Annotated in this window: 10 protein-coding genes; 6 read left to right on the forward strand and 4 right to left on the reverse strand. The window is 56.4% G+C overall.

Features of this window, described 5'->3' with window-relative positions; genetic code table 11:
• Positions 1-78: 78 nt before the first annotated feature.
• The 5 genes from K8I84_RS00705 to glpK all read left to right on the forward strand — a co-directional run bounded on the left by K8I84_RS00705 (position 79) and on the right by glpK (position 7,104).
• Complete coding sequence (locus K8I84_RS00705; protein ID WP_223792803.1) at positions 79-2,289, forward strand: acetyl-CoA hydrolase/transferase C-terminal domain-containing protein; 2,211 nt, start codon at positions 79-81, stop codon at positions 2,287-2,289.
• On the forward strand, positions 2,289-2,759 hold the full coding sequence (locus K8I84_RS00710) for a peptidylprolyl isomerase (protein WP_223792804.1): 471 nt from the start codon (positions 2,289-2,291) through the stop codon (positions 2,757-2,759). The genes K8I84_RS00705 and K8I84_RS00710 overlap by 1 nt, the downstream gene beginning before the upstream one ends.
• A 229-nt stretch (positions 2,760-2,988) precedes the next feature.
• Positions 2,989-3,717 carry a response regulator gene (locus K8I84_RS00715; RefSeq protein WP_223792805.1) on the forward strand — a complete coding sequence of 243 codons (729 nt, stop codon included), beginning with the start codon at positions 2,989-2,991 and terminating at the stop codon, positions 3,715-3,717.
• Between the two features lie 69 nt (positions 3,718-3,786).
• Complete coding sequence (locus K8I84_RS00720) at positions 3,787-5,361, forward strand: ATP-binding protein (RefSeq protein ID WP_223792806.1); 1,575 nt, start codon at positions 3,787-3,789, stop codon at positions 5,359-5,361.
• A 261-nt stretch (positions 5,362-5,622) separates the two neighbouring features.
• On the forward strand, positions 5,623-7,104 hold the full coding sequence (gene glpK / locus K8I84_RS00725; RefSeq protein ID WP_223792807.1) for a glycerol kinase GlpK: 1,482 nt from the start codon (positions 5,623-5,625) through the stop codon (positions 7,102-7,104).
• A gap of 8 nt (positions 7,105-7,112) precedes the next feature.
• On the opposite strand, the gene K8I84_RS00730 is transcribed toward glpK, so the two are convergent.
• Together K8I84_RS00730 and argF are read right to left on the reverse strand one after the other, a co-directional pair.
• Positions 7,113-8,186, reverse strand: coding sequence for an ABC transporter ATP-binding protein (locus K8I84_RS00730; protein ID WP_223792808.1), 1,074 nt, complete (start codon positions 8,184-8,186; stop codon positions 7,113-7,115).
• A gap of 2 nt (positions 8,187-8,188) precedes the next feature.
• Positions 8,189-9,103 (reverse strand): ornithine carbamoyltransferase, encoded by a 915-nt coding sequence (argF, locus tag K8I84_RS00735; RefSeq protein WP_223792809.1) that lies wholly within the window; start codon positions 9,101-9,103, stop codon positions 8,189-8,191.
• A 234-nt stretch (positions 9,104-9,337) separates the two neighbouring features.
• Between argF and grxD the strand changes: the two genes are divergently transcribed.
• A complete protein-coding gene (grxD, locus tag K8I84_RS00740; protein WP_223792810.1) occupies positions 9,338-9,664 on the forward strand; it encodes a Grx4 family monothiol glutaredoxin in 327 nt (108 codons plus the stop codon).
• Between the two features lie 8 nt (positions 9,665-9,672).
• Here the strand turns inward: grxD and K8I84_RS00745 are convergent, their stop codons facing one another.
• The gene (locus tag K8I84_RS00745; RefSeq protein WP_223792811.1) at positions 9,673-9,912 is read right to left on the reverse strand and encodes an energy transducer TonB; all 240 of its coding nucleotides are present in this window, start codon (positions 9,910-9,912) and stop codon (positions 9,673-9,675) included.
• Positions 9,913-10,459: 547 nt separating this feature from the next.
• Positions 10,460-12,670 carry a DUF1631 domain-containing protein gene (locus K8I84_RS00750; protein WP_223792812.1) on the reverse strand — a complete coding sequence of 737 codons (2,211 nt, stop codon included), beginning with the start codon at positions 12,668-12,670 and terminating at the stop codon, positions 10,460-10,462.
• Between the last annotated feature and the right edge of the window lie 149 nt (positions 12,671-12,819).

Consider the following 12,819-nt stretch of genomic DNA (forward strand, 5'->3'; position numbering starts at 1 on the left):
GGGTACATTGCCACTCCTGATCGGCCATGTGATCATCGTTGGTCAAACAACGGGCTGAGAATAAGAAGGAGCTTGGGAATGGCGCAGGAAAGCGGTCGTCGATTGAATGATGTCGAGACTTGCGTCGACGAAGTCATTCGTCGGGTTGGCAAGAGCATTACTCTCGGTATGCCCCTGGGGCTGGGAAAACCGGTTCGGTTTGCCAACGCTCTTTACGAGCGCGCCAAGGCCGATCCGGATATCAGGCTGCACATCGTAACGGCTCTGTCGTTACTTGCTCCCAGAGGAGGTTCCTCCCTCGAGAAGCGTTTCCTCGAGCCTTTCACCGAACGCCTGTACGGTGAGATCCCCGAGCTGGCCTATGCCCGGGCGGTGTCCAGTAATGCCCTGCCGCCCAACGTGACGGTTTCTGAGTTCTTCTTCAAGGCAGGCAGTTACCTGAACAACAAGCCCCAGCAGCGTCATTACGTCAGCAGCAATTACACCCATGCCGTGCGGGACCTGATGTCCCAGGGGATCAACGTGGTTGCGCAAATGGTGTCTCCCGGAGAGCGTGCGGGCGATCCGGGGCGGGCCAGCCTGAGCTGCAATCCGGATCTGACGCTGGACCTGATTCCGCTGATGCGGGAGCGGGAAGCGGGTGGGCAGCCTGTGGCCCTGGTGGCGGAAATAAACCGGAATCTTCCCTACATGGGAAATCACGCCGCCGTCGGCGAGACGGATTTCGATGTGGTGTTTGAGCAGCCTTCCACGGACTACCCGCTGTTCTCGGCTCCGGCATTGGCCATCAGTCCCGAGGATCATCTGATCGGATTCTACGCCAGCGCGTTGCTGCGGGATGGCGGTACCCTGCAGGTGGGTATCGGCTCTTTGGGTGCGGCCCTGGTCTACAGCACAATTCTCCGTCACACCCAGAACCCGGATTGGCAGGCGGTATTCGATCACCTTGATGTGGCGGGCCAATTTCCAATGGTCGCTGCAGAAGGAGGGACAGGAACCTTCGAAAAAGGGCTCTATGGTTGCAGTGAAATGATGGTGGATGGCTTCCTGTATCTGATGCAGGCCGGCATCCTGAAACGTCAGGTTTACGACAATGCGGACCTGCAGGAATTGATCAATCGCGGGGAGCTGAGCGACGCCATTACCATCGAGTCTCTGGACGTGCTTCGCAAGCACCAGTTGATTGATTCACCTTTCCGGTCCAGAGACGTGACCTGGCTGGTGAGCCTGGGGGTTCTCAAGGACTCCGTGGAGTTTCGGGGTGGCCGACTGCTCATTGGCGAGCACTCTGTGGAAGGTGATCTGGATAACCCCGACGCGCGCAAGGCCATTGAGGCCTACCTGCTGGGAGACCGGTTACGAGGCGGTATTGTCATGCACGGTGGTTTCTATGTCGGTCCGGAACGGTTTTACCAGGCACTTCGGGAAATGACCGATGAACAACGCGCTCAGGTGTGCATGACCAGCGTCAACTATATCAATCAGCTCTACGATCATCGCTATGGCAATCAGCGGCTTAAGGCGGCCCAGCGGGTCGATGGCCGGTTTATTAATTCGGCGATGATGTATACCCTCAGCGGCGCCGCCGTATCGGATGGGCTGGCGGACGGCCGGGTAGTGAGTGGGGTTGGTGGTCAGTACAACTTTGTCGCTATGGCCCATGAGTTACCGGGCGGGCGATCCATCCTCACCATGCGGGCAACCCGGAAATCCGGTGGTGAGACCCTGTCCAACATTGTGTTCAATTACGCCCACTGCACGATTCCACGACATCTTCGGGACGTGGTTATTACCGAGTATGGCATTGCCGATCTGCGGGGACAGCCTGATGAGCAGGTCTATCTGCGACTGATCCGAATTGCCGACTCGCGTTTCCAGGCTTCATTGCTCAAGCAAGCGCAGAAAGCGGGCAAGGTCGCCCCGAACTTTCGATTGCCTGATGCCTGGTGCAATAACACGCCAGAGGCTGTTCGCAAGGCGTTGGCTGCGCCGGGACGGCCCGATCTGTTCCCGGCATTCCCGTTCGGTTGCGATTTTACCGATGATGAGTTGAGGTTAGGGAAAGCCCTTAAGGCGCTTAAGGCCGCAACCGGCAGTCGTCGTGGTAAACTCCGCGCCATATTGCAGGCTATCCGGGCGCGGGATGAGCAGGGCATTTACCAGCCCCTTCTCGATCGCATGGGATTGTCCAACCCCAAAGGGTTGAGGCAGACGCTGGATCAGCGCCTCGTGATTTATGGCCTGCAGCTGACTGAGCCACCCACCAATACAGGAAATTCAAGCGGCTGATGGTTGATGCAAGTGTCAAACCCGATGTTTTCACGGTTCACTACGTTCTGAAAAACAAGCTTGGTGATCTGGTCGATACTTCAGAAGGGAGCGAGCCCCTCCATTTCGTCTACGGGAGCCCGAATATCATTGAAGGTATTCAGGAGGCTGTGAAGGATCGCAGTGTGGGGGACTGCCTTGAGGTCACCGTGCCGCCAGCCATGGCCTATGGCGAGCATAACCCTGAGTTGATTCGCAAGGTGCCACGCTCGATGTTCGAAGGGATTGAGAAGCTGGAAGTGGGTATGAAGTTCCAGACCAACACCGGCGATCAGGCGCAGGTCGTCAAGGTTGTGGCGATCGATGGCAATCTGGTGAAAGTGGATGCAAATCATCCTCTCGCTGGCTATACCCTCTATTTTGATCTCGAAATTGTCGGTCGTCGGCCGGCGACCGATGACGAGGTTGCTCAGGGGCGTCCGCTTTTCTGAGTTAAAACGACCAATTGCGCCTGATTGTTAGAATTAATTCTGCTTTGTGGCATGTTTGTGACGGGCATTTAATACTTATCTTGTCTAAGCTCTGTCACGGGGTGTAACAGCAGCGTTGTTCCATGTATATTCGGTGGCAGCATGTATAATTGCTGAAACATCAGGCTATCGGCCCCCGGTGGCAGGTGGTCTTTCCAAACCCGCGATAACAAAATCAGAGATAGACGGCGTGGAACAGACGAACGAAAGTTGGCGAATTCTCATTGTCGAAGACGACGAACGACTGGCAGAGCTGACCAGGGAGTACCTGGAGAGTAACGGCCTGCAGGTGACGCTCGAGACCAATGGAGGCGCAGCGGTTGAACGTATCCGGAACGAGCAGCCAGATCTGGTGGTTCTGGATCTAATGCTTCCCGGCGAAGACGGTCTGTCCATTTGTCGGCGGGTCCGCCCGTTTTTCACCGGTCCGATCATTATGCTGACGGCCCGAACTGACGATCTCGATCAGGTTCTCGGTTTGGAAATGGGCGCAGATGACTACATTGGCAAGCCGGTCAAACCCCGTGTTCTTCTGGCCCGCATCCGTGCGATGCTCCGTCGAGTGACGGAGTCCGGTCAGGGCGGCGACGAAAAAGCCAGTGGTGAAGAACCGGTTCGTCTCCAGTTCAACGATCTCGTTGTCGATCGCTCCATGCGTGAAGCCTGGCTTAACGACGAGAGTATTGACCTCACCAGCGCTGAGTTTGACTTGCTCTGGCTCCTGGCAAGCAACGCCGGCCGAGTACTCAGCCGTGAGGAAATCTTTACCGCCCTGCGTGGTATCGAATACGACGGTCAGGATCGCTCCATCGACGTTCGGGTATCGAGAATTCGTCCCAAGATTGGCGACGATCCGATTCACCCACGACGCATCAAAACGGTTCGCAGCAAAGGTTATCTGTTCGTTAAGGAAGCCTGACTCCGCTGCCCTCAGTGCCGGTGACAACACCCCGGGTGTTCACCGGCGACGCCCACCAGGGTTTGTGACATGTCCCTGACGTTTTTTCTCAAACTCTATGCCCGCTTTGCCGGCCTCATGGTGCTGGTTATGCTGCTGTGCGTTGCCCTGTTCGTAGGGGTTAACGCCGTGCGTTCCATGGCCTGGCATGAGCACTTCCCCGATCCTCTGATGCGTTGGCTTCAGGCCGAGCCCGATTTGAATGCTCCGGAGCACTGGCTCCATGCCGGCTACGACTTCAGATTTGTTGATATCAATGAGTTGAAGTTGGCGCCCTTGGTGGAAGAACGGCTTGGTTACGATCAGGTTGTTTCCCTCGAAAACGGCGTAGGTTATCGGGTACTTGCCCAGGGTGGTGATGGCAAGGTCATCCAGGTTCGATTTGAGGAATTGTATCGCGGGGTTTCCGAGGCAACGGCCATGATCGTTCTTCGCCATCTCGATGCCGCAATGCCGGATGACCGGGCGGTCCTAGCGAAGCAGCTTGGCGAGGCACTGGCTGTGGGCATAGGCCGGGTTTCAGAGCCGGAAACCCTGCCGTCTGATGAAGTGCTGGAGCAGGTTCTGCGCCGCGGTGTCGTCTTCTTTCGTGACGACTCTGGCGGCGTGGGCCATGTGTTGATGCAGCTGTCGGACGGGGAGTTGTTCCGCATTGACATGGCTCGGCCGTTTGATCCCTGGGCCTTGCCCGTCATTGTTCTGCTTGTCATGGCCGTCGGTGGCGTGCTGGCGGTGGTACTGGCACTGGCACTTCGGGAGGTCGACAACAACTTGCGAATGGTTGAGTCCGTTGTTGTCCGCATTGCCCGTGGCGAGATGGGAGCCAGAGTCGAGTCTGGTTCGGGTACATTGGTTTCCCGGCTTGCCGCATCGTTCAATGGCATGGCAGAGCACATTCAGCGACTGGTTCAGGTTCAGCGGGAAATGATCCATGCGGTGTCCCATGAGCTTCGGACGCCTGTTGCCCGGATTCGTTTCGGGGTTCAGATGATTGAAAACTGTGAGGATGAAAAGCGGCTGGAGAAGCAGCTGGAAGGTATTGACGGGGACATCCAGGAACTGGATGAACTGATTGACGAAATACTGACCTATGCCCGCCTTGAACAAGGTGGGCCGGTGTTTTCTCTTCAGGAAGGATCGGTCACCGATCTGGTGCGGCAGGTTGTCTCCGAGCAGCAGTTAATCCGGCCGGCACTGACTATTGAGGCGGATATCGAAGAGGGTTCAGAGCAGTGGGCCATGGCGGATATCGAGCCTCGATATATTCACCGGGCCATTCAGAATCTTGTTGGTAACGCCGGGAGATATGCGGCCGGCAGGGTGAGAGTGCATTGCCACATTGATGAAGATAACTGCCGGGTCGACGTCGAGGATGATGGCCCCGGTATCCCTGAAAGTGACTGGGAAAAGGTGTTCACAGCCTTCGCCCGCCTGGATGATAGCCGGACTCGCACCTCCGGTGGTTATGGTCTGGGGTTATCGATCGTGCGCCGGATTCTGTATTGGCATGGTGGGCAGGCATTTGTCGGCCGAAGTGAGCGTTTGGGCGGTGCTCGTTTCAGCCTTGTATGGCCCCGCAAGAAGCCGGTGGACGCCATTGTGTGAGCCACTTCTCGCCCTCTCACCTTATGTAACAAAGCGGCTACAGAACCGCTACTGACGTGTAGTGGGCTTTTCCCAATAATGGAAACCGTAAGGGATGACTTTTGAGGTTGTAGTTCTTACGAACTTTCCTTGTTTCATTCGTCATTTTGAGGGCCGGTTTTCCGGCCCTTTTTTTATCTTTTCCTTCCATTTTTTTGTGCTGAGTCCTCTCCCTCAGGTGAGCGGGTTGCTAAACTCCGGGAAAAATCACCGGAGGAACTCATGAGTCGCTATCTGCTTGCCATCGATCAGGGAACGACAAGCTCTCGCGCCATCGTATTCGATGAAACGGGCACCATTGTTGGTGTCGACCAGCAGGAATTTCGCCAATACTTCCCACGGGACGGCTGGGTCGAGCATGATGCGACCGAAATCTGGAACAGTACACTCGCCGTGTGTCGTGGGGCCCTGGCAAAAGCAGGTGTTGAAGCGGCGGGCCTGTCGGGCATTGGTATTACCAATCAGCGGGAAACGACGGTGGTGTGGGATCGTCAAACGGGCGAGCCCATCTACCGCGCCATCGTCTGGCAGGATCGGCGAACGGCGTCATTGTGTACAAAGCTGAAGTCTGACGGGTATGAAGACCTGGTGGTAGAAAGAACCGGGCTGCTGATCGATCCCTACTTTTCTGCGACAAAGGCGGCCTGGATTCTTGATCATGTTGATGGCGCCCGTCAGCGTGCGGAAGACGGCGAACTTGCGTTCGGAACGGTGGATAGCTGGTTGTTATGGAATCTGACCGATGGCCAGTCCCACTATACCGATGCCACGAATGCGTCCCGGACGGCGCTCTTCAATATTCACGATCAGTCCTGGGATGACGAGCTCCTGAAGCTGTTCCGTGTGCCGAAAGCCATTTTGCCAGACGTGCTCGACAGCGCAGCTGATTTTGGAACCACAGAGTCAAGATGGCTGGGAGCGCCGGTAGCCATTGCCGGTATTGCCGGTGATCAGCATGCGGCATTGATCGGGCAGGCCTGCTTTCAGCCGGGCATGGCCAAGAGTACCTACGGCACTGGCTGCTTCCTCATGCTGAACACCGGGGATCAGGCCCTTCGGTCGGAAAACCGGTTGCTGACGACTATGGCTTACCGCCTCAATGGCAAGCCATGCTATGCCATGGAAGGGAGTATTTTTGTGGCGGGGGCGGCCATGCAGTGGTTGCGGGATGGTCTGAAGCTTATCAGTCACGCCAGCGAGTCCTCGGCCCACGCGGAAACGGTGGGGGTCAACAACCCGGTTTACCTGGTGCCGGCATTCACCGGTTTGGGCGCCCCTCACTGGGATCCTCATGCTCGCGGAGCCATCATGGGGTTGACCCGTGACACGGGCATCGCGGAAATCGTCACGGCTGGTCTGCAGTCGGTCTGTTACCAAACCAAAGATCTGGTTCGGGCTATCCAGAACGATGGCGCGCCGCTGGAAGGTTTACGGGTTGATGGCGGAATGTCAGTGAACGACTGGGTGATGCAGTTCCTGGCGGATATTCTCAACGTCACGGTTGACCGCCCGAGAGTGACCGAGACAACCGCTCTGGGTGCGGCTTTCCTAGCCGGATTGCAAACCGGCGTGTACGAAAGCCTCGATGAAGTGTCTGCGCTCTGGGAATGCGAGCGCCAATTCCATCCGGTGATGACGCCCGCATTACGGGAATCGCTCTATTCAGGCTGGCTGGATGCAGTAGAGCGCGTTTGCAATAACTAAAAAGGGTGTTAGCCCGTGCGCTCGAAGGCGATCAGGTGATCGGCCTCGACGCGCACGGGGACCGATTCGCCAAGGTGAAAATCCAGGTGGCTGCGGAACAGCGCCTCGAACTCAGTTTCCTCTGAGCAGCGGAACCGGTAGAGGGTCGATGTGCCGGCAAAGGTTTTCTCAACCACTTTCGGTCGTAGCGTGGACTCCGGATCATACACGATGTCGTCCGGTCGAATGAGGACATCCACCAGCGTGCCCGCTTCCCATTTGTAAGCCCGGTTGCCCTCGATAACCCCCAGTTCCGACTCGATCGTGTCCGGCCCCAGAGCCTTGCCCGGAATGAAACCTCCCTGGCCAACGAAACTCGCAACGAACCGGTTAGAGGGTTCGTGATACAGGTTGTAGGGGACATCCCATTGCTGGATCTGGCCATCTCGCAACACGGCCACCTGGTCGCACATGGCAAAGGCTTCCTGTTGGTCGTGGGTGACCAGAATGGCACTGATGCCCAGGGTTTTGAGAATCTCACGAACATCCAGGCTCAGCCTGCGACGCAGGTCTGCATCCAGATTGGAGAAAGGCTCGTCGAGCAAGATCAGTGTGGGTTCGGGGGCGAGTGCCCGGGCAAGGGCGACACGCTGCTGCTGACCGCCTGACAGTTCGTGGGGATAGCTGTTTGCCAGGTCCTGCAGATGAACCAGTTTAAGTAGCTCCATCACCTTCTGGCGTTTTTCCGGTTTCGGCAGGTCCTTCAGGCCAAAACCGACGTTGTCAGCGATTGTCAGGTGTGGAAACAAGGCGTAGTCCTGAAAGACCATGCCAATTTTTCGCTTTTCCGGTGGCAAGGACCGGCCCGGCAGGCTAATGGCCCGGGACTGCAGTCGGATTTCGCCGGTGTTTGGCGACAAAAAGCCCGCCAGAGCCCGAAGAATGGTGCTTTTCCCGCAACCGCTGGGGCCCAGAAGGCAACCGATGTCACCGTGGCTGAGGGCAAAGCTGACATCGCGGATAACCGAGTCCCCGCCGTAGCCGCAAGACAGGTTGTTGACTTCAAGTAGCCAGTCGTCTGGCGCAATGGTGCCTAGGGTCATGTTCAGTCCAGCGTACCCAGAATCAGGAATTCCAGCAGCGCTTTTTGAGCGTGCAGGCGGTTCTCCGCTTCATCCCATACCACGGAGCCGGGATGCTCCATCATGTCGTGGGAAATTTCTTCGCCGCGATGGGCCGGCAGGCAGTGCATGAACAGGGCATCCTTGTCGGCCAGTTGCATAAGTTCCCGGTTAATCTGGAAACGCTTGAAGGCCTGCTCTCTCGCCTTCTGTTCCTCTTCCTGACCCATGGAGGCCCACACGTCAGTAACCAGTACGTTGGCGTTCCGTGCCGCTTCGGCGGGCTCGCGATACAGGGTAACGCGACTGCTGTGCTTGTCCATCAGGGCCGGATCGGGTTCATAGCCTTCCGGACACGCTACATTGAGATGGAAACCGAACTGGGCTGCTGCGTTCATATAGGAGTGGCACATGTTGTTGCCATCGCCAATCCAGGCCACGGTCGCGCCTTTGATGCTGCCGCGATGCTCGCGGTAGGTCTGCATATCAGCCAGAAGCTGACAGGGATGAAAATCATCGGTCAGCGCATTGATCACCGGCACCCTGGAGGCTTGGGCGAAACGTTCTACTGTTTCATGGGCAAAGGTGCGGATCATCACCGCATCCACCATGCTCGAGATAACGATCGCAGAATCTTCGATGGGTTCGCCGCGGCCGAGCTGGGTGTCTCTCGGTGACAGGAACATGGCGGAGCCGCCGAGCTGGGCCATGCCAGCCTCGAACGAAACCCGGGTCCGGGTCGACGATTTTTCGAAAATCATCGACAGAACGCGGTTCTTCAGTGAATCCCGGACCTTCCCTTCGCGCCACTCGGTCCGGAGCTTGCTGGCGTGATTTACCAAGCTGTCCAGCTCGGACGCTGTCATGTCATCAAGCGTAAGAAAATGCCTTGCCGCCATTCAATGGTCCTTCATATCAACAAAAACCCAACTTACGAGGGTAGGTGAAAAATCGAGGAAAAAATGGGCTCCAAGTCTAGCCCCTCGTAAAAAGGAAGACAACGGCGCACTCCGTGCTTCTGCGGACCTGCAAACTCCGGGTTTGGTGCGCCGAATGCGGGGCGTGTACAATGCTGCCAAACTGAATGTTAAATAGCCTTCGGGCGATTCTATCTACCCAAGAGGTGTATGTTCATGGACATTAACGAAACTATCAAAAGCCAGCTCGACGAAAACCCGATCATTCTGTACATGAAGGGCACGCCACAGGCACCTCAGTGTGGGTTTTCAGCCAAGACGGTTCAGGCGCTGATGGCGTGCGGCGAGCGCTTTGCCTTTGTTAACATTCTGGATAACCAGGAGCTGCGCGAAGCTCTGAAAGTATATTCCAGCTGGCCAACTTACCCGCAGCTTTACATCAATGGTGACCTGGTTGGTGGCTGCGATATCGTTCTGGAAATGTCCGAGAGTGGTGAGCTGGCAACCATGGTTAAGGCTGCTGCCAAACAGACGGAAGCCTGATATTCCTGTCAGAATCGTTTCGGGGAAAAAATGAGTTCGACCTCGAAGCGGTTCTGGTCGTCATGGTGGGCCGGTGGTGCCGGGTAAGGGCTGGCGGACAGCGAGGCGTGGTAGGCCGCATCATCCAGTCTCTTGATACCCGAGGACTTCAGGATTTTTGCTCTGGTGAGCGCGCCATTACCGAGCAGTTGAAGCTCGACTTCCAGCGATAGTTTCTCGGATAGCTGGCTGACGCCGGGTATGCTCAATCTCTCGATCTCTCGTCCCAAATGGCTGGCGAGGGTGATCAAGTACGGGTCTTGCTCCGCAGGGTTGGTCGAAACCTGATTATTGGTATCCCGTCCGTTTTCCTCCCCCTCGCTCCGTTCATTCTCTGTTTGAGGCCTGCTGGCTGATGAGCGGCTCATCGACGAAGAAATGACGCTTGGTTTCGTAGCGGCGTTGGTCTGCTCTGATTTTGCGTGGTATGTATCTGCCGGCGATACATCGCTAGCTTTGCGCTGGCCTGTGGTTGCCTCAGTTATGGCGGAAGACCTTTCGTCCTGAAGCGGAGGGATATCGAACTGTGGATTGCGGTTTGATCCCTCTGATGGCGTTGTGGCCAGGGAGCTGGGGCTGCGAGCGCTCGCCAATAGTTCAAACCTCACGGTATTTCGATGGGCTTCAGGCTTTGAGGGCGGGGCCGACGGGAAGGATAATAAGACAGCGTGAAACAGGATGGCCATCGACAAGGCAAGACCAATCCTGTATTCGGCCGGAACGCTCTGATAAAGGGTCGATGGTTCCCTCATCGGGTCAGGCTGTCTTGTTCCGCAAATTGCCGACAACCGCGTTCAGCGCCCGATCTACCAGTGCGCCCTGTTCCAGTAGTTTAAGGCGGCCGCGCCGCATTTCATGGGCCAGTTCGATACGATTCTTCTCGATAACTTTCAGTCCCATCCGGTTCACGAACACGAAGCTGTCTGCATCCTCAATGACAGCAGACAGTTTGCAGCGGAAGCTGGCACCGTTGACCAGTCGAAACTCCACCCAATTACCGATCGAGAGGTTGTCAATCTGGGTGATGTATTCTGCCACAGTTGCATCTTCCAGCTCCGCCTGATGGTTGGCGGCGGTGTGCTGCAGTGCCTCCGTGGATAGCGATGCCTGATTCTGTCGAGCGGGAGATTCCTGACGTGTTTCAATAGTGCCATTGGCCCGGAAGGCATCGGTCAGCTCCACTTTGATCTGGCCCATCATGTCATCGAGGCGTGAGGAGTTGTAGGAAACCTCTTCGAGTCCGGAGCGTATTTCTTTAAGCAGTTTGGGGACGAGTCTGACCCATTGATCTCGCTCGTGTTCGCCCTGATGCGGGTGCAGGCACCAGATGAGGTCATCGACAACCCGGACTCGATCTTTCCAGCGATGCTCTGCGTCATCCCGGAGGTAGGCGAGAAACAAGACGCGGCTCCATCCATTCATCAGGATGTTGTTGATGGTGTAGGGCAGCTTGTAGCGGGCGACCTTCTCTTTCAGCAGGTGGTCGACGGTTTCCTGGGCCTTCTGGGACTTGATTCGACCTCGCTCGGATTCCCGGGTTCGCTGTTCGACCAACGAGGCACGACGGTTTTCTTTCTCCAGAAAGGCGTCAAACTCCTGGTTCAGGGTTTCAAACAGGCTAATGTCACCGTCAAACTCATTCAGTATGCGCTGGACGGTGTTATGAATCTGGTTGTAGAGCTTGTCCCTGGCTTTTTCGTCACTGGAGCTCCAGCCAATTCCGGAGCGAGCCAGCGAATTGAGCAATCGGCGGGCCGGATGTGTAGACCTGTTGAAGAAACCCTTGTCTTTCAGGACCACTTTCAGGATCGGGATTTGCAGGCGGCTGATCAGAACCTGAACCGGCGCTGACAGGTTGTAGTCGTCCAAAATGAACTCGAACAACATGGACACCAGATTGATCAGGTCCTCGTCAGCCTCGTTCAGCGCCGCGTCTTTGCCTGTTTCGGCATCCGCACTGGTGATCAGTTGAGTAACCAGGTGTCGCAGGTCAATGGTGATCGGATCGCCATCGCTCAGGTTGCCGCTGATGGGGCGGGGATCTGGCGAGGGCATGCGGTTAAGCAGTTCCACAAGTTCATGATCTGCGATGACCCGGACGTTAGGGTCTGTAGATCGAAGTCGGGCGCCTTGGCCGGCCCTTTGGTCAGCCAGCAATTGCCGGATCTGCTCAAACATCAAGCTGTTGTTTCGGTCCTCCGGCTGGGCGCTCGCTTCGGAGAAAGCTTTGACTCCGGTGTTTCGGCTGGCGTCCTTGCTGGCGGTCTCTGACGACGATGTGCGGCCATGGTAGCGGAAATTCGGAATAACGCCGGCCTGGATTAAAATCCGGTTAGATTCGTCCAGAAGCATGCCAAGGTTTGAGATAACGTAGCGATCGTATTGCTTGAGAAGTATCAGGCGTTCACGAATGTCGACATCAAGGCTTTGAATCGCCTCTGCGAAGGCGGCGCAGAGGTGTTCCGGCGCCATTGGATTGACTGGCGACTGCTCGCCGGCACCAGGATAGACTTCGCTAAACCGGGTCTGCAATTGCAGCAGCTGTCCCTGGAAGTGGGCCCTGGCCTTGGTGGCCATCGCGTTAAGAGCGACCTGTTCTTCCAGGGTATCGTCACCCAGCAGAGAGAGCGACTCGGCTGTATCCGCTGGCTTGGGTGCGTCGGTATTTAACTGGCCGATGCGTGGAGGGTTTGAAAATAGCGAGCCGATGGTATCGTGAAACTGCTTTTCAACACCCTTTCGCTTGATGCGAATTTCTCGCATGGCTTCGAAATAGCGGTTCTGCTCGTTGTTGCTTCGGGCATTATTGGCCAGCTCAAACAGCGAGTCGTCAACGGCATCGAAGGCGCCCTGCAGCAGGTCGCCGAGTCCTGCAACAACAGTGTCTTTGATTCGTGTCACCTCCACGGGCACGGCTGCGGCGTCCCTGTGTTCGCGGAGGTAATGTATACCGGGCTGCTTATTCATGGCTGGTTCCTTTATGCGCCTCAACCGGATACATGACCGAGCTTTTAATCCTGATATTTTACGTTATTGATTAAATTTACCGCATTTTTGCCAAACTGCCCATGCTGAAACGCCGAGCTGGGACGTTCGTCATATATTCTGGCACCGGC

The sequence above is a fragment of the Marinobacter sp. F4216 genome (genome assembly GCF_019931195.1).
GTDB classification, from domain to species: domain Bacteria; phylum Pseudomonadota; class Gammaproteobacteria; order Pseudomonadales; family Oleiphilaceae; genus Marinobacter; species Marinobacter suaedae.